Here is an 18,011-nt window from a genome sequence, read left to right as displayed (position 1 = left end):
CAGACATTGGTTTTTATTTAATGCAGTACTACAACCGCATCCGACCACATCATTTTAATCAAGGGGTCAGCCCTTATGAGGCTGAACAAAAACTTAAAACTGTGTCCAATATTTGTTGACCACTACATCACGAATCCAAAACCACCATCAAATTCGCGTAAAGTTCCCCCTCTGCCTCTCAGGAGAGGGTCAGGGAGAGGCCCTTTCCTCATTCATACTGTTGCAAATAACGCTCTAGCTCTTCCTGAACCAGCACCGCTGCATGCTTCTGAATTTGCGTTTGACTTAACAGTCCTTCCGAATCAACCACCACCACACGATGTCCATCTTGCTGCAAACGCTCTACCCCTTCAAACAGCATCCGTGCACCCACATCATGAATTAAGGTGAGGTTGGTCAGATCGAGTACAATCGTCGTATCACCCGGTGGCTCTTCCTGTAAATTGCGCAGCAACATTTCTGACTCGGTAAACTGCAACACTCCGCGCAGTTCATAGACGCGAACATCATCATTTTTGCCAGCCCAATAACAGCTTTGAATAATGGTTTGTGCGGAAGGCGTCCCTTCCATCAGATGCAGGCCCATATCGGCAGATAAGCGCTCGAAAATATCAATCCCGCGGACACTGTTGCCATGCTCATCTACACGCGGTGAAAATACCGCAATACCGACCTGCCCCGGCAGTACGCCAATAATCCCGCCAGACACGCCACTTTTGGCCGGAATCCCCACCGTGGTGAGCCAGTCTCCGGCAGCATCATACATACCACAGCTCAGCATCACGCTTAACACCTGCCGCACCACGGCCCGATCCAGTAAACATTCGCCCGTTTTCGGATGTAGGCCGCCATTGGCCAAGACACTGGCAATGTGTGCCAAATCCTTAACCGTGACCTTAATTGCACACTGCTGGATATACCCATTCACAATCTCGACCGGGTCAGTGTCCAGTGCACCGACAGTACGCAGCATATAGCCAATCGACAGATTCCGGAATGCAGTCTTCATTTCGGAGGTATAGACCTGCTCATCAAAACTTAATTCCCGTCCGGCCAGTTCACTTAAAAAACGGCGCAGCTGCTCGGCCCGTGAAATGCCAGCCGTAGTTTGAATTAATGAATGGGTGGTAATCGCCCCCGAGTTGATCATCGGGTTTTTCGGAATATTCAGTTCTTTATCTAGGGAAATCTGGTTAAAGGCTTCTCCGGAGGGTTCAACGCCTACTTTTTGCAAAACTTCTTCAATGCCCAACTGCTCCAGCACCAGTGCATAGGCAAAGGGTTTGGACATGGACTGGATGGTAAATTCATGACCATCATCACCGCTGGAATAGATCATGCCATCTGCGGTGGACAGGGCCAGCGCCAGCTTGTTAGGATCAGCCTGTGCCAGTTCCGGAATATAATCGGCCAGCTGCCCGCCCGCATTGCGCTGACATTGTGACAAAACATGCTTTAAATAATCTGGAACAGGCGTTTGCATAGGGTGGGTCCTTCTTTGGGCATTATCATTGTTGTAGATGGCAACTTTATTTTATACCGCAAGCCGGCACGTTTTGGCCCGGCAGTTACAGCATCGCTACACGCATCGCTTTTCTAAATCTTCTTGATTCAATTATGCGTTCAAGATTGTGCACTTTTTTAGATCACTGTCTGGGAGAAGCTGCTATGATGGCGCGATTTTTTGACTTACCTGCAATTTGTTCATGTTAGCCGAAAATTTCTCCCTCTACAGTGCGCTAATCCCGCTGTTTATGATGGCCTTTGGCAGCGTCATTCTGCTGCTGCGGCTGTTCCAACCAATTCCCACCTATTTTCTGTGGTATGCCGCATCGACCTTGTGTACGGGTCTGGCCGTACTGATCATTACCGTGGTCTCCGCCCAAATGTTGCCGACCTTTAGCTTTATTCCGTCCACGCTGCTGTTTATCAGCTGTGCGATGTTCACCCATGCCATTCATTTACGGCTGAATGTCACCACGCGCTGGGCATTTCTGCTGGTGCTAATTGCCATTGCCGAGTCAATTTATGTGTATTTTTCGGTGTTTGATGAGCAATATGCACAGCGGATGCTGGTGCTGACCATCACCATTACCCTGATTTTTTCGCATAATTTAAAGGCTTTATATCAGGTCAAGCTCAAGCAGAAACTGGATCGCCTGTTACGCCTGTCACTGTTGCTGTTAAGCGCGGTGATTGCGCTGCGCACCCTGTATCTGTTTGTGGTATTACAGCCGACCAACCAGATTTTAAGTAACAACTTGGTCGCTGCCGGCACCCAGCTGATTATTCTCTGCCTGAGTCTGCTGATGGCCGGGCTGCTGTTTCATAGTGCCTATCAGGATATTTTCCAGCAGCTGCAAAAAGAACGGAATCTTGATCCATTAACCGGCTTGCTGAATCGCCGGGCGCTGGAGGAACGGCTGAAACGCTTAAAACAGCACAGCCGTTCCAGACAGAATGCGATTATTCTGTGTGATCTGGACTTTTTTAAGCAGATTAATGATCAATATGGCCATAAGGTTGGCGATGTCGCGCTACAGCATGTCACCGAAATTATCAGCAAAGCGGTACGCAAATACGATGAAATCTGCCGGATGGGCGGTGAAGAATTTCTGATTTTACTGCAAGATACCCCGCTGGATATCGCAATTCAGGTGGCAGAACGGATTCGCAGCGGCATCGAAACCACACCACTGATTCAGAGTGGTCAGGTCATTTCAATGACCGGCAGTTTCGGCATCAGCTTTTTCCAGCACTTTGATGAGTTTTCTCAGGCCGCGCAGCAGGCCGATTTATTGCTATATCAGGCCAAAAATCTGGGCCGCAACCAGCTGCACTGGCAACAATAACAATCATCCACACGTGCAGACTTTTATAACTATTAGTTTATTTTTCTCAAATAAAGTTTGATTATTCATAGCTATAGCTCTTCTTTAAAATTACGGTTCCTGTTTTTAATCCTGTCAGAAGATACGCATGGATGCTACTCCCCGTTTAAGCCGCGAAGACAAACGCACACTTGGCCTGTCCTCACTCGGCGGTGCACTCGAATTTTATGACTTTGTCATTTATGTCTTTTACGCCAAAATCATTTCTGATCTGTTTTTCCCAAGCACACTCAGTCCATTTTGGGCCATGCTGAATACCTATGGGATTTTTGCAGCCGGTTATTTCTTCCGTCCACTCGGCGGTGTGGTGATGGCGCATTTTGGCGATTTAATTGGCCGTAAGCGACTGTTTAGCCTGTCGATTTTATTGATGGCCCTACCCACGCTGTTTATTGGCATCATGCCGACCTTTGAAAGTATTGGTTATGCCGCGCCATTATTGTTACTGCTGATGCGCGTGGTACAAGGTATTGCTATTGGCGGAGAAATTCCTGCGGCCTGGACCTTTGTTTCTGAGCATGTGCCAGAAAAAAGAATTGGTTTTGCCAATGGTCTGCTGACCGCCGGCTTATCCTTGGGGATTTTACTCGGCGCGTTAATGTCGCTGTTTATTTCACTGCAATTTACTGCGGCCGAAATTCAGGACTGGGCATGGCGTATTCCGTTTATTGTTGGCGGGATTTTTGGTCTGGTGGCGCTGTATTTACGTAGTTATTTACATGAAACCCCGGTATTTAAAGCCATGCAGGCACGCAAGGAACTGGCCAAGGAATTACCAGTGAAACAGGTGCTGGCGCAGCATCGTAGCGGTGTGGTGATGGGCATGTTCTTTACCTGGTTCCTGACCGCCTGTGTGGTGGTGCTGATTTTGGCCATGCCAAACCTGCTGGTCGGTGCATTTGGTTTTGACCGCGCCGATGCCTTTAAAATGCAAAGTGCCGCCATTGTTATGCAGATGATTGGCTGTATTGTGGCCGGGCTGCTGGCCGACCGTTTTGGCGCTGGCCGCGTTATTTTATTCGGCTCCCTACTGGTCGCTGCAATTGCCTCGCTGTTCTATAACAGCCTGGGTCATGTTGAAGCATCAACAATCTTTATGCTGTATATGCTCTTGGGTCTGGCATCAGGGACAGTTGGCATGGTGTCATATAGCATGGTGAAAATGTTCCCGGCACAAATCCGTTTTTCCGGTATTTCATTTTCTTATAACGTGGCCTATGCCATTGCCGGTGGCATTACCTTACCGCTGGTGCAGTGGCTAAGCCTGTATAGCAATATTGGCGCGCTATATTATATCTGGGTGGTCTGTCTGGTGGCGTTTATGACCGCCTGGTTTTATCAGCAACGCTTTGAGCGTGCCCGTCCTTCGGTTTAATCCACCTCAAAACAAAAAAGCCCGGCTTCATCCGGGCTTTTATCCAGAGATATTCTGGTTTTAGCTTTTTAAATTCTTCTTGAGTTCATCTTCAACAATATTAATCTCTACTTCGCTAAAGCGGCGAATTTCACCTTCTGCATGTTTTTCCAGCATCCCGCCAATTAATGGCACTTTTACTTTTACTGTCCAGTTCAGCTGGATCTGAACCTGCTGATCATTGCCCGTCACCGAACGTGCGCAGCGGGCCTCTAAGGGTAAGTTCGCACCTAAATCAATGGTCGAGGTCAATGCACTCAGATTGATGACATCGGTGCGCTTTAAACGAAAAGCATCTTTTAGCAGTTTTTTGGCGATGTCTGGAATATTCACATCCAGGTTATAGGCACGGCGCAAGGTGTAAATATCACCTTGGATCTGCGATTCCAGAATCTCCAGATTTTCCCCCGGAATGCGTTTGCACACATTTTCATGTAATGCGGTATTTGCAGGCAGCTGTTTGAATTCGCTCAATGAAACACCCTGAATGGTGGCATTGACAGTAAATTGATGCGCCATAGTTGATCCCTGATTTTGTCTTTTTCTTCGGTCTTGTTCTTGGTGGGGAACCTGCTGTTGCAGCCGGTTCATCGCCTGTTTATTTAAAAGAATTCTGCACGCGCTGTCATTGGCTGAATGTGGTCGGATTGTTCTGGTGTCGGCCATATTCAATCCGCAGCATCTCACCGGCATCAATCCGGACAAAACAGTCCAGATAATCAATCCGGGCATAAAACTGTTCAGCGCCATCATCCAGTCCGGTCACCGACCAGCGAATGCCGGCCGGAAACTGCTCAAGCCAGCCCGACTGATAAAAATCAGCAACTGAATCAAAATGCAGGCCCTCGGCAGCGGCCTGTTGCAGATGCTGTGCCACCTGTTCAAACCTGGCCTGTTGCTGCTGGCGAAAATCAATCAGCATGGCTTATCTCATCCTGCTTTTATTGCTGTTTATTTCTATCGCTGTTTATTTTAAACCTTCTGGCCGATGAACGCGCCAGTTTTGACACTGCCCCTCTGCAACATTCAAACTAGAGCCAGTCTAAAAATATACGAGTTCAGGATGAACACCACTGCTTCTGCAATTCACACATCGCCGCTTGAAATCAGCAGCGTTACTTTCCCGGCCAGCGATGGTTATCTGCTGACCGGCACCTGTTATACCCCGCCACAAGTTAAGGCGCAGCTGCTGGTGGCCTGTGCAACCGGTGTGCCGCAAGCCTTTTATCGCCGCTTTGCCGAGTACATGAGCCAATATCAATATCAGGTGCTGTGTTTTGATTATCGCGGTGTGGCCAAATCGGCACCTAAACGGCTGAAAGGTTTTCAGATGTCCTATCTGGATTGGGGCAAACTGGATTTGGCTGGTGCGATTGCCTATTTTAAACGTGACCAAATGCCGCTATTTATGGTCGGTCATTCCTATGGCGGACAAGCGCTGGGATTGGCACCGAATCATGCGCAGGTCACGGCACTGTACTGTTTTGGTACCGGCGCCGGCTGGCATGGCTATATGCCACTAAAAGAAAAAATTAAAGTGCAATTTGTCTGGAACCTGATTTTCCCGCCAATGGTGGCCCTGGCCGGTTATTTGCCGTGGAGCAAGCTGAACATGGGCGCAGACCTGCCGCTGGGCGTGTATCAGGAATGGCGTAAATGGTGTAAAAATCCGACTTACTTTTTTGGGGACCCGGCACAACAGGCGCTGTTTGAATGTTATGCACAAGTCAAAACCCCAATTTATGCCGCTTCTTCACTGGATGATGACTGGGCCTTACCCAATTCCCGGTATGCCTTTATGCAGCATTATTGCAATGCCTCAGTGAAAATGATCAACCTGAGTCCGCAGCAGTTTGGCTTAAGCCAGATTGGACATATGGGCTATTTCCGCCAAGGCGCAGAACAAATCTGGGATCAGGTGGCGGCCACGTTTGACCTATATCTGCCATCCGATGCAAACACCGAAGTGAGCATTTCAAAGTAATCAGGACGGTAAAGACAGGCGCTGCTGGGTTTCACGGCCCTCCCGATCCACATGGGTGATAAAAATACCGTACTGGCTCACATAGTATTCCAGCGACTGCTCATAGAAGGTCCAGTAAATGGCCCATTCGCCCAGATCGGTATCTGCAATCCGGGTCTGGGTTTTGGCCGGCATTTTACGCAACACCTGTTCCTGCAGCATTGGGCCATCCTCTTTATGCTGTACAACTAATGCGTCCTGCATAAAGATGCCCGCTACATCATCAAACAGCTGCTGTTCATAGGCAGCGACTTCCTCAATCACCTCTTCGACCGGTCGCGGGCATTTCTGGCTAATCGGGCCTTGTACCATATTGCAATAGGCGGCCTGATGTTTCTGAAAGGCACGGTTAATTCTGATTTTAATCATGACTTTCCACAGCGCATAAAAGGCCAGAAAAATCAGGAGGATTGCCAGTATTTTTGCCATAAGCCCGCTTACCTCAATGGTTCGGTTCTCATTTCCCAACGTTTGGTCTCGTGTCTCTTATCTCAGCACTCTTACAGATGGATCATGCCTGACGATGAGGATGATTCCATGCGCTCATCAAGATGACCCCATCGCATCTGCGCTGCCAAACTGCTGTCTTTTTATTCATTTTGACACAAAACAGTATCAATCCCCCAATAAAAAATTCTCACAACGCCTAAAAAACTGCGTAAATCACAACAAGATTGTCATTTTATTGAAGGTTTATTTACATTCAAATAGGTGCTTGTTTATGCCTTTACCAACACAATGATTAGATCCGCTCGAATTCAAGATGTCCCGAGCCTTATTCGCGTTTTGCACGACAGTATCCGATCCTGTAGCCTCGATCATCAACATCGTGAAATCAAGATTCAACGCCTGCTCGAAAATAAAAATCAGGAAAATCTGCTGTTACTGATGCACTATAACAACTGCTGGGTGTATGAGCTTCAGCATCAGGTGGTCGGTTTTATTCTGGCCAGCGATCAGGGTGAAGTATTAATGAATTATGTCGCGCCCGATGTCCAGCAGCGTGGCATTGGCAAGCTGCTGCTCAATGAAGTGCTGCATTATTATCAGCAACGCCAGATGAAACGGATTGTGCTGGCCAGCACCCGCACGGCGCTGCCCTTTTATCAAAAATATGGCTTTCAGATTCAGCCGCAGGCAATTGAGCCTGTTTTACATATTCCTTTGGTCAAATATCTGGACTAAAGATTTTTCTCTCTGGCTTAGTGCCCGGCAATTCTGCACTGATCCCGGCCGGCTTCTTTGGCCAGATACAGCTGCTGATCGGCTGCTTTCATAAATTCCAGTACACTGGCATAGGGCTGCTTGCCGGTCATCCAGGCCACGCCCATACTGACCGTAACATAGTCTTTCGTATCCTGACGGGCAATGTGCTGCATTTGCTCGGCACGAACCGCCTGTAATACCTGTGCCATCATCGGCTCTAATAAGGCAATTGGGACATTGTGCAGTATCAAGGCAAATTCTTCACCGCCATAACGTGCCACATAGGCATTTTCAGGCAAGGCACGATTTAAGATCAGCACCAGCTGCTGCAAAACCTGATCTCCTTTTAAGTGGCCATAATGATCGTTATATTTTTTAAAATAATCGACATCCAGCATCACAAACGCCAGGGTATGTTCAGGCTGCTGACAGGTCTGCTCAAAACGTAGCAGGATTTCATCATTCAAGGCACGGCGGTTATAGGCGCCAGTCAGCGCATCAATTTTTACCTGCAATTCCAGCTTGGCATTTAACTGGCTTAACTGGGCGGTACGTTCCTTGACTTTAACATCCAGCGAATTATTCAGGCTCAGCAAACGGTTATTCAGTTTTTCAATATAGGCAGTATCACGCGCATAGTTACGTGCCTGCTGCAGCATAATCAGCAAGGCATACAGACTGGTAGAAATAAACGATAAAGGAATTGATTCAATCAGGTTTAAGGCCAGCAGCAGATCATGAATAAAGCTGCCAAACAGCAGCACTACCGCACATACGGTTAATTTGGAATAGCTCAGTTTCTGCCGCAAAGTTTCGGCAAAACCGTAGTTAAAATTGATCAGCACCAGCAGGCTGAATAAAGAACTCCATAACGCCAGCTGTTCCAGCACCATCGGCGGTGCCCACAATGCAGCGACCAGATTAATGGCAATAAGCAGCAGCGCAGCACAATATACCCAGCGATGTAAATAACGCTGGTTAAACAGGAACATATAGCTCAAGAAAAATAAAATGGCCAGAAAGCTGAACAGATATTGCAGCCGCAATCCCCAAATCCAGTTGATGTCGGTAAAGGCGGTATAGGCATACGGGGCTGCAAACAGGTTATGCAGCGCCAGAAACACAATAAAAATGCCAAATACAAACACACTTTGTGCATTCGGCGGCATCACCCCACGGAAAAAGGAAAAGACCAGGGTAAACAGTCCAATCCCGAGCACCCCACCGCTGATCATGGCCACGCTCATCATCAGGCGCTGGTATTGGTAGTTTATGGTACGGCTGAGTCCAATTTTTATTGAATGTTCCAGCCCGCCCCTGAAGTTCTGGAAACTGGAGGCCTGAATCGCCAGGGTAAAATATTCACTGTCGGCAATAAAATAGGCAAGCCGATGACTATTGCCGTTTTCATGGCGGGCAGCATCAGGACCGGCTTCCCCCACGCGTGCCAGCGGCTCACCATTTAAATACACCCGGTAGGCACCCTGCTGGCTAGGCATCCAGATCGCAATGCGGCGACCGACAAACTCTTTTGGCAACTGAAAATGCCCAATAAATGTGCCATAGCCTTCCATTTGGCCAGTCAGTTGCTGAAAAGAAGCCGGTAAATGCACCCGTTCTGCAGTCAGTACTGCACTGGGCTGTTGAATAAACTGCTGATTGTAAAACAGCCACGAGCCATCCAAATTGGTGCTGGAGCGTTCACTAAACTGCAGGGTCGTAATCAGCTGCTGCTGATAATAGGAGTCTGGTGGGGAATCATAATGTTCTCGCGCCGGAGCAAGGCTGAGTGCACACAGACACAGCCAGGCCATCAACAGGAGAGGAATCCGAAAGTACGCGCGCTGTTCCAATAAAATGATAATCCCTGCAGACATTGGAAAGGAATAATTTTAATGTACTGTGTATTGAAGGGTTTTCAAATTACTTTTTGCACTATTTTTGCACAAGCCGACCAGAGACATCCTGTTCTCCGGTCAGGGGATGTGAAAGGCTTATTCGTCGCGGGTTTTCACGTCAAATAATTCAATTTCAAAAATCAGGTTGGAATTGGCCGGAATAATATTGCCAATTTTACGTTCGCCATATGCCAAATGGGATGGCACGATCAGCTTGCGCTTACCGCCAACTTTCATCCCGAGAATGCCCTGATCCCAACCTTTAATCACACGGCCGGTACCAATCACGGTTTCAAAATAGTTACCGCGGTCAATGGAAGAGTCGAACTTGGTACCATCTTCCAGCCAGCCGGTATAGTGAGTGGTAATTAAAGCGCCTTTGACCGCTTCTTTGCCCTCACCCACTTTTAAATCAATAATTTCTAATTCTTTTGACATGCGTCTGCTCTCTTCAACCAAATCAATTGTGCATGAGTATAAAAGGAATTGATGACAGCTGCATAATTTAGGCCGCTAAATTGCAGCCGTTTATTGACCTGACACCACAGCAGCAACCGGATGGGTTACTGCAACTGTTCCCATTCAATCACAGCCTGGGCCTGATCGCCAATTAAGGTCCATTCGCCATCCATCACATTTAACTGTAGCTGCATGGTACGTTCACACAGTTGCTGAATTGCTTCGGTGGTGGCGGTAGACAGTTTCCAGACCTGAACATTTTTCAGGGTTTTCAGCTTGCTGGAGCGTTTATACCAGTCATCGACATTGCTGCCATAGGCCACCACCGCCACCTGCTGGCAACGGGCGCTGGCTTTTTTGACCTTGTCTTCATCCGGGCAGCCGACTTCAATCCAGTTTATTAGCTGACCTGTGAGATCTTTTTGCCACAGCGCCGGCTCATCGGTTTCAAACAGGTCTTTGGTGAATTCCAGTGCCTCATCGGCATAGCGGGCAAATGCCAGAATACGCACCATCAGGCGCTCGATGGTTTCAGACGGATGCAAGGCCATGGTGAGCTGATAGTCACCATATTGATGCACATCCATATTGGCAATATTTAAATCTGCTTTATAAATTGTTGCTTTAAGCGCCATACACGTGATCCTCAAATTTGGCGCCTAGCATATCGGATTTTGCTGCCCCGTGCTGAACAGATTCTAGGCAGTATTGTCAATGCGACAGGCCAGCAGCTGTTCCTCAAACGCGCTCCAGTCCCGGGCGTTACGATAAATCAGCTCGATCCGGTTATCGGTATTTTCGGGCGATGACTGATAGTTAAATTGCTGCGGATTGAAATTAAAGGTTTTCCAGCCCTGATTGGTGTGAAAAATTGCTTTAATCCGCAACCAGTCCTGCTGTTCACAGAGCAGATCCAGCAATGCATAAAAGTCAAATTGCCAGCGCCGGGAAAATTTCCAGCCGGCCACCGAATACCCCTGCGCCGTTTCCACATAATGATAGGGCAACTGTTTAATTTCCGGCAGCTCTGCCTGTGCCGGCAGTGTGCGTTGCAGCTGCAATAAAGGCTGGATTTTACGCTGGATGCCGACATGGGCCAGATCAATTTCAGCCAATGGCAGCTGACCGTTTTCAGCAGCTAGCCAGCGCGGTGCATAGGCCTGATATTCCTGTTTTAATTTTTCCAGGCCCTGTTCATCTGCCGGCTGCATCTGATCCGGATGTGAAATCACAATAATCTGGGCGGCTTTTAACTGGTCGGTATACAGGTTTTGCTGGGTCCAGTCGGCATCGTGCAAACGTGAACCATCCACCACCGTGACCAAGGCGCGCATATCCAGATGGCTGTGCCAGTGCGGTTCGGTCAGCTGTTCCAGTAATTGCAGCGGATGGCCCAATCCGGTAGGTTCAATAAACAGCCGGTCGGGCTTGGCTTCATCTAGCAAGCGTGACAAGGCAATCTGCATTGGTAACTGGCTGCTGCAACATAAACAGCCACCGAGCAGTTCCTTAATTTCAAAACCTTCACTTTGCGGCAAAATCTGCTGGTCGATGCCGATCTGGCCAAATTCGTTCATCAGCACCGCCCAGACTTCCTGCTCCGGCTTTTGACGCAGCAATTGCTGTAACAGCGTGGTTTTCCCGGCTCCCAGAAAACCGGAAATAATATGGGTCGGAACGGCGCGTGTCGGTGCAATCAGTTTCACAGGTCTACTCTTTGGCTGGGCAACGTTTGCATGCTATGCAAGATTGCCATGTGGTTCAAGCCAGCACTGCGGCTTTCTGGCTGAGATTTTTTCAGCTTGAGCCAGAAAATGCGCCTACCTTTGCTATCTTTTAGAAAAATTTAATTACATTTATCTGCCTGCAGTTTTTCTCCGTAACGCTGCAATATCGGCGGCAATGTAATTTTATTTATCCCGGCATGGGGATAGTTCGAGCTATCTCCTCTGTAAGTTCGCCGATTTTAGATGCAAAAAACGGTAAATTCTTACCCAATTGCTACATTTTCTTCATTCATGTAGAGCCAATGTTAAGCAGATTTTTTGCTTTGTTGCTTCGATTGCTCAATCTCCCACTGCGGCATAGCATGAAGCCTGTCCTCGATGCAGGTGATGTGCATACGAGGTCAACTCTAAAATGAATATTAAAGGATGCCCAAAATGAAATTAACTCAAATTTTACTTGCGACCACGTTTGCGGCTGCTACCGCAACCACTTTTGCTGCACCGGCAGCACCAGCCAATACTCAAACTGAAGACAAAGTGATTGTCAGCACCCAGGAACAACCAGCAGCAGCGGCCAATGCCGGTGCAGCAGATCAGCCTGCGTCTGAAGCTGCATCAAGCGATGACAAAGAAAAAACTGCACGTTAATAGTTACCATACTGTGCGTTGCTATTTTTGATGGCAGCACCGTATTAAATACCATTGTGTGAAGGTGAAACCGCTTTGATGCGGTTTCACTTTTTTATGGAAATGGTCTTTTTACTATAGAAATAAATGATCGTAACATCATCCTGAATGATTGTATTTTTATTATAAATATTCATCTAATCAACAAATTATAAAAATCATCTTATTTACTATCCTCTACAGTCGACCTCTGTTTCCACTATGGCATAACTTGTTGAATCCCAGCCTTTCACCGTTAATGGGCGTTAATCTGACGTGATGGATGGACCTCGCGATGAACACAACAAACTATACAACTGAAGTGGCAATTTTGGGTGCCGGTCCGGTCGGCTTAACCATCGCCAACTATTTAAGCAAACAAGGTATTCAGGTGATGGTGGTGGAACAGCTGGATCGCCTGATTGATTACCCACGCGCCATCGGGATTGATGATGAATCGTTGCGGACTATTCAGTCTTTAGGTCTGGTCGATCAGGTCTTGCCGCATACCACGCCCAATCATGCCATGCGCTTTCTTACCCCAAAAGGCCGCTGCTTCGCCGATATTCAACCGCTGACCCGCGAATTTGGTTTCTCGCGCCGTAATGCCTTTATCCAGCCGCAGGTCGATCAGGTGCTGTTAAACGGCTTGACCCAATATGAACAGACCCAAGTGCTTTTTTCCCGGGAACTGACCGAATTTATTCAGGATGCCAACGGCGTGACGTTCAAACTGCATACCCGTGAGGGTCAGCAGGAAGTGATTCAGGCACAATATCTGATTGCCTGCGATGGCGGCAATTCTCTGGTACGCCGTCGTCTGAATATTGCCTTTGATGGTAAAACAGCTCCGAACCAGTGGATTGTGATTGATATTGATAATGACCCACTGGCCACGCCGCATATTTATCTGTGCTGTGACCCGGTGCGTCCTTATGTGTCCGCCGCCCTGCCACATGGCATCCGCCGTTTCGAGTTTATGGTGATGCCGGGCGAAACCCAGGAAGAACTGAGCAAACCGGAAAATATCGCCAAGTTACTGTCTAAAGTACTGCCAACCACCGATGGCATCGAGGTCATTCGCCAGCGCGTCTATACCCACAATGCGCGTATTGCCGAAAAATTCCGTGTTGACCGGATTTTACTGGCCGGCGATGCAGCACATATTATGCCGGTGTGGCAGGGTCAGGGCTATAACAGCGGCATGCGTGATGCCTTTAACCTGGCCTGGAAAATGGCGCTGGTGATTCAGGGCAAAGCCGCTGCCGAGCTGCTCGATTCATACCAGATTGAACGTAAAGACCATGCCAAAGCCATGATTGATTTATCGGTGATGGCCGGGCATGTGCTGGCGCCGCCAAAACAATGGCACGGTATTGTCCGTGATGGCATTTCTTATGTGCTGAACTACATCAAGCCAATCAAACAGTATTTACTGGAAATGCGCTTTAAGCCGATGCCGAAATATCAGGATGGCGCCCTGTTGCCACAAACCGATAAATACTCGCCGGTCGGTAAAATGTTTATTCAGCCGCAGGTACAACTGGCCTCAGGTGAAACGGTGCTGCTGGATGACGTACTGGGCAATGACTTTGCGATTATCGCTTGGGGCGTTGATCCAAAATGGGGACTGTCTGACAGCAGCATGCAGCAATGGCAGAAACTGGGGGTGAAATTTATTCAGGTGATTCCTGCGGTGCAGCTCAAACATCCACAGCCGAAACACTCTGCAGATGTCATCACCATTGGTGATCTGGGCACAGAAATTCGCAGCTGGTTTGGCAAAACCACAGGCTCGGTGGTAATTTTACGCCCTGACCGTTTCGTTGCGGCGCTGGCAATTCCGCAAACCCTGGAAAGTACCAGTCAGCAACTGTTCCAGAAACTGCATGCCCAATAAGATGAACCCTTCAAAAAACCACGCTCAGGCGTGGTTTTTTGCTATTCGCGCTCATGTTCATGCCGCTGTTTCAATGCTGATCCAGCTGCTGAAACCAGATCACCTGACTTAAGGATGGCCGCTGCGCCATCCATTGCAGATACGGCCGGAATTCTTCCAGATAAGGAATGGCCTTCAGAGCAATGGCATAGGCCAGCCAGTACGCCAGATACAAATCTGCGGCACTCATACGCTCACCGAGCAAATAGGGGTTGGCCTGCTGCAGTCCCTGTTTTAAAAACGCCATCAGATCTTCCGGCAATCCCATCCCTAAACCGCGTTTATGCTGTTCGAGCTGGGCCTGACTGATCTGGAAATTGCTCAAGTCAATCCATTCGGTTAATGGGCCATGACAGAAAAATAGCCATTTGAAATAGGCGCCGCGCTGCGGATCATCCAGGGCCGGGGCCAAACCTTGTTCAAAGAAATGATCAGCCAGATAGGCAAAAATTGCCGGGGTTTCACTAATAAAAACCGGGCCATCGACCAGTAGCGGCACTTTGCCCAAAGGATTCATGGCCCGATACTCTGGCTGTTGCAGATCTTCCCAACTGACCTGAATAATCTCGATCTGATCCTGAATCTGCAGCTCCTGTAATAGCGGCATTAGGGTCTGACCACGTGATTGAGGATGCGTATACAGTTGCATGTGGAGTTCCTCGACAGTGCATCAATGCTTATATTTTAAGCCTGCTGTCCGGCGAGAAACGCTGTTGATTTGTGTCCATCTTTAACGGCTTCACCAATTTTAAAAAACCGGCTGCGCCGATATGTAGTTGGGCGTAACACGTTTGCTTTAGCCAAAATCCATATAAAACTGTGCTTTTAACACTTTTAAAATCAGCTCAATCGCTTCGCTGCGATGTTGTTTGCGATAGCTGGCATAGAGGCCAATCATCGGCAGTGGCTCTAATGTATTTTTCACCACAATTTTATCGCCAAGTAGCGGAATCACATAAGCCGGCACCAGACTCCAGCCGACACCCATCCCGACCAGATTAACGTTCATCAGGATATTGGTGGAATGCTGCACCACATGAATCTCCAGCCTGGACTGCTTTAAAAAGTCCTGAATAATTTTGTACAGCTGCGGTGAAGCGTGCTCATCACTAATCACAAAATCCTGCTGCTGAAAACTTTTGATGCTGATATGTTTTAAGCTGGCCGCCGGAGAATCTTTCGGCACAATCAGGGTCAGTGGTTCATCAAAAATCCGGATTGACTCAAACGCTCCCGATTCATCTGGATAGCGGGTAAAAGCAATATCAATTTCCGCCCGACTTAAGGCCTTAAACTGCTCGGCATCCGGCAGGCTATGAAAATGGATTTTTAAATCGGGAAACTGGGCACGAATATTCGGCATGATATAAGGAAACACTTTCATTTCGGCCACCGGCACAAAGCCGATATTCAACTGTGCTTTCTGTGCCTGTGCCACCTGACGCGCCTCCTGAATAGCTTTGTCGGCATAGTCCAGACACAAACGCGCCTGCTTTAAAAAGGCCTCGCCTTCTGGAGTCAGTTCTACTTTACGGTTGGAACGCAGCAATAACTGCACCCCGACCTCCTGTTCCAGATCTTTAATTTGCTGGCTTAAAGATGGCTGCACGGTATACATTCTGGCTGCGGCCCGGGTAAAGTTCAGCTCTTCTGCCACCGCAACAAAATAACGTAAATGTCTTAATTCCATGTTGAAGCCTCTTAGGGAGCCTGACGCAAGGTTGGTGTGACCATGGCTTTGTAAAGCAGCAAGGTCAACAGCACCAGCACGGCGCAGAGTAAATAGGTCAGCTGGAAGCCCATCCAGGCAATCAGGATGCCCATCAGCACGGAACCGAGTGCCAGCCCCAGATCAAACAGGGTAAAGAACGTTGAAATCGCATGACCCATGCGCTGTTTATTGACCGTTTGAATGGCCACGGTTTGCAGACACGGAAACAAGGTGCCGTAGCCAATACCAATAAACACCGCCGACAGCCATAAAATCCACGGATTAGATAAAAAGCTGACAATCACCAGTCCCATGGCAAAACACACAAAGGACGGATACATCACCGCACTTGGACCTTTACGATCATAACGCTTGCCGACCCACGGCCGCACCACAATCATGGACACAGCAAAGACCACAAAGAACAGACTGGTATAGGCCAATAACTGCTTGGCTTCACTATAGGCGGTAATAAAACTGATCACACTGGAATAGGCCAAGGCAGTCAGCATCGCCACCAGCCCTACCGGAATGACCCGGGTTTCGACAATATCATGCAGGCTCAGCCGGGGTTTCATGGCAGATGGATCGGGCGGATTGGCCGGTTTGACCCGATCATCCTGTAATTTCAGGCTAAGGCAGAACAGAAAACCCATCGCCATAATCACTGCCAGCACGGCAAACAACACCCGAAAACTGGTGAACTGGATGGTGGTTAAGGCAATTAAAGGCCCAAAAACCACGCCCAAATTGGTCGACATCACAAAATAACCAATGCCCTCGCCTTTACGCGCTTCTGGAATAAAGTCACTGGCCACCGGCACCGCCACCGTGGTTAAAATACTGAACCAGATGCCATGTAAAAAACGCACCAGCAGCAGGCTCCACATGCTGTCAATCCAGATATAGCAAAAGGCAAACAGCACAAAGCACAGCTCAGAACCACGAAAAGACAGTTGCTTGCCCAGCTTTTCCACGATTAAACCGGAAAACGGCCGGATGGCAATCGAGGACACCAGAAACAGGGTCAGAGCCAAACCGGCTTCTTTGACCGTGCCGCCCAGATCATTCATGATATAAATTGGTAATACGGCTAGCAGGGCAAAATAATAAACAAACAGAAACAGGTTATTGAAAAGACACAGAATAAATGCACGATTCCATAATGCAGCAGAACTTTGAGCAGACATAGACTTAGCGCTCCTGCGCATCAATAAGCGGCTGAACCCGGACTGGTCCCAGCACCATCTCAATCAGCTGCTGAATATAGTCGGCATCGGGCATCCGGTTAAAGAAAATAATCTGGTAATGAATCGGTGCATATAGCGTGTCGAGCATCAGTTCAAACGGATACTGCGCCACAATTTCACCACGCTGAATCGCCAGCTGAATCAGTTTGCGCATCTGTTCACGCCGTGGCAGCAAATATTCACGAAAAAACGCCGCGGCAGTTTCACGCTGCTCGGCCATCACCACCAGTACCGCCCGGCCAACCTGATGATTCAGCGCCTGACTCAGCTTAAACAATTGCTGGGTCAGGTTAAACTGCAAAGACTGGCTAAAGTCGAGTTCAAAAATCGAGGCGGTTTGCAGCTTAAAGGCATCGAACACCAGTTCGGATTTATGTTTCCACCAGCGGTAGATGGTCGATTTCCCCACACCGGCCCGCGTGGCAATATCCTCAATGGTCAGATGGCTATAGTCATACTCTGCCAGTGCCTCGACCACAGCATTTAAAATACATTGCTGCCGCCGTGATGATTTTTCAGTTTCCATACCTAGCCCAAAACGAAACGATACGTATCGTTTTATAATAAGCCAGTTGGTGCCGGCTGGCGAGTGATTCTTTTGTCGTCTGGTAGGCTTTGTTGCATAAAGATTTTAAAGATAGAGCTTTCCTAAGTTGTTTAAATTTAAGTGACAACTTGGGTATGAGCTCGGCCTAATTCTATAAATTTATTTAATACTGCCACACGTGCATGAATCTCATTCACCTGGCTTTGAAAACTCCGTGCACTGAGTTTATCTCCCAATAATTTGATGCAATGCATCTTGGTTTCTACCAAGCTTCGGCGAT

18 protein-coding genes and 1 pseudogene are annotated in these 18,011 nt (G+C 48.2%); 6 read left to right on the top strand and 13 right to left on the bottom strand.

The annotated features are described in order from the left end of the window. Positions 1-208: 208 nt before the first annotated feature. Complete coding sequence (locus tag FTT64_RS13605) at positions 209-1,483, bottom strand: glutaminase (protein WP_180175385.1); 1,275 nt, start codon at positions 1,481-1,483, stop codon at positions 209-211. 223 nt (positions 1,484-1,706) lie between these two features. Here FTT64_RS13605 and FTT64_RS13600 point away from each other — a divergent pair, with 223 nt between their 5' ends. Continuing rightward, positions 1,707-2,852: a GGDEF domain-containing protein gene (locus tag FTT64_RS13600; RefSeq protein WP_127799477.1), complete on the top strand. Its 1,146-nt coding sequence runs from the start codon at positions 1,707-1,709 to the stop codon at positions 2,850-2,852. 127 nt (positions 2,853-2,979) lie between these two features. Continuing rightward, positions 2,980-4,266, top strand: coding sequence for an MFS transporter (locus tag FTT64_RS13595; protein WP_104471176.1), 1,287 nt, complete (start codon positions 2,980-2,982; stop codon positions 4,264-4,266). Between the two features lie 60 nt (positions 4,267-4,326). Here FTT64_RS13595 and FTT64_RS13590 read toward each other — a convergent pair whose 3' ends face one another. Together FTT64_RS13590 and FTT64_RS13585 are read right to left on the bottom strand one after the other, a co-directional pair. Further along, on the bottom strand, positions 4,327-4,824 hold the full coding sequence (locus tag FTT64_RS13590) for a DUF2505 family protein (protein WP_180182490.1): 498 nt from the start codon (positions 4,822-4,824) through the stop codon (positions 4,327-4,329). Between the two features lie 106 nt (positions 4,825-4,930). After that, a complete protein-coding gene (locus FTT64_RS13585; protein WP_180061350.1) occupies positions 4,931-5,227 on the bottom strand; it encodes a hypothetical protein in 297 nt (98 codons plus the stop codon). A gap of 141 nt (positions 5,228-5,368) precedes the next feature. On the opposite strand from FTT64_RS13585, the gene FTT64_RS13580 reads away from it, so the two are divergent. Next, a complete protein-coding gene (locus tag FTT64_RS13580) occupies positions 5,369-6,289 on the top strand; it encodes an alpha/beta fold hydrolase (RefSeq protein ID WP_168408433.1) in 921 nt (306 codons plus the stop codon). On the opposite strand, the gene FTT64_RS13575 is transcribed toward FTT64_RS13580, so the two are convergent. Beyond that, positions 6,290-6,757: a hypothetical protein gene (locus FTT64_RS13575; RefSeq protein ID WP_180182489.1), complete on the bottom strand. Its 468-nt coding sequence runs from the start codon at positions 6,755-6,757 to the stop codon at positions 6,290-6,292. A gap of 309 nt (positions 6,758-7,066) precedes the next feature. On the opposite strand from FTT64_RS13575, the gene FTT64_RS13570 reads away from it, so the two are divergent. After that, positions 7,067-7,513, top strand: coding sequence for a GNAT family N-acetyltransferase (locus FTT64_RS13570; RefSeq protein ID WP_045796254.1), 447 nt, complete (start codon positions 7,067-7,069; stop codon positions 7,511-7,513). 17 nt (positions 7,514-7,530) lie between these two features. Here the strand turns inward: FTT64_RS13570 and FTT64_RS13565 are convergent, their stop codons facing one another. From FTT64_RS13565 to FTT64_RS13550, 4 genes are all read right to left on the bottom strand, one after another. After that, positions 7,531-9,411: a GGDEF domain-containing protein gene (locus tag FTT64_RS13565; protein WP_180182488.1), complete on the bottom strand. Its 1,881-nt coding sequence runs from the start codon at positions 9,409-9,411 to the stop codon at positions 7,531-7,533. A gap of 117 nt (positions 9,412-9,528) precedes the next feature. Continuing rightward, a complete protein-coding gene (locus FTT64_RS13560; RefSeq protein WP_005179461.1) occupies positions 9,529-9,870 on the bottom strand; it encodes an FKBP-type peptidyl-prolyl cis-trans isomerase in 342 nt (113 codons plus the stop codon). 125 nt (positions 9,871-9,995) lie between these two features. After that, complete coding sequence (locus FTT64_RS13555; RefSeq protein WP_016659315.1) at positions 9,996-10,526, bottom strand: YaeQ family protein; 531 nt, start codon at positions 10,524-10,526, stop codon at positions 9,996-9,998. 63 nt (positions 10,527-10,589) lie between these two features. After that, positions 10,590-11,597 carry a GTP-binding protein gene (locus tag FTT64_RS13550; protein ID WP_104494528.1) on the bottom strand — a complete coding sequence of 336 codons (1,008 nt, stop codon included), beginning with the start codon at positions 11,595-11,597 and terminating at the stop codon, positions 10,590-10,592. A gap of 456 nt (positions 11,598-12,053) precedes the next feature. Between FTT64_RS13550 and FTT64_RS13545 the strand changes: the two genes are divergently transcribed. Both FTT64_RS13545 and FTT64_RS13540 read left to right on the top strand, forming a co-directional pair. Then, a complete protein-coding gene (locus FTT64_RS13545; RefSeq protein WP_005179468.1) occupies positions 12,054-12,266 on the top strand; it encodes a hypothetical protein in 213 nt (70 codons plus the stop codon). Positions 12,267-12,579: 313 nt separating this feature from the next. Continuing rightward, on the top strand, positions 12,580-14,184 hold the full coding sequence (locus tag FTT64_RS13540; RefSeq protein ID WP_180182487.1) for a bifunctional 3-(3-hydroxy-phenyl)propionate/3-hydroxycinnamic acid hydroxylase: 1,605 nt from the start codon (positions 12,580-12,582) through the stop codon (positions 14,182-14,184). Between the two features lie 70 nt (positions 14,185-14,254). Here the strand turns inward: FTT64_RS13540 and FTT64_RS13535 are convergent, their stop codons facing one another. The 5 genes and pseudogenes from FTT64_RS13535 to FTT64_RS13515 form a co-directional block, all read right to left on the bottom strand. Beyond that, positions 14,255-14,872: a glutathione S-transferase family protein gene (locus tag FTT64_RS13535; protein ID WP_005179481.1), complete on the bottom strand. Its 618-nt coding sequence runs from the start codon at positions 14,870-14,872 to the stop codon at positions 14,255-14,257. A 147-nt stretch (positions 14,873-15,019) separates the two neighbouring features. After that, complete coding sequence (locus tag FTT64_RS13530; protein WP_075174579.1) at positions 15,020-15,913, bottom strand: LysR substrate-binding domain-containing protein; 894 nt, start codon at positions 15,911-15,913, stop codon at positions 15,020-15,022. An 11-nt stretch (positions 15,914-15,924) separates the two neighbouring features. Further along, entirely contained in the window at positions 15,925-17,124 is a 1,200-nt protein-coding gene (locus tag FTT64_RS13525; protein ID WP_180182486.1) for an MFS transporter, read from the bottom strand. A gap of 4 nt (positions 17,125-17,128) precedes the next feature. Continuing rightward, positions 17,129-17,710 carry a TetR/AcrR family transcriptional regulator gene (locus FTT64_RS13520; RefSeq protein ID WP_180036488.1) on the bottom strand — a complete coding sequence of 194 codons (582 nt, stop codon included), beginning with the start codon at positions 17,708-17,710 and terminating at the stop codon, positions 17,129-17,131. A 137-nt stretch (positions 17,711-17,847) separates the two neighbouring features. Next, a pseudogene (locus FTT64_RS13515) lies at positions 17,848-18,011 on the bottom strand (IS5/IS1182 family transposase); the annotation flags it as partial.

Origin of the sequence: Acinetobacter sp. Q186-3, from assembly GCF_013420655.1 — a bacterium.
GTDB classification, from domain to species: Bacteria; Pseudomonadota; Gammaproteobacteria; order Pseudomonadales; family Moraxellaceae; genus Acinetobacter; species Acinetobacter indicus.
This window is presented reverse-complemented; position numbering and strand designations above follow the sequence as displayed.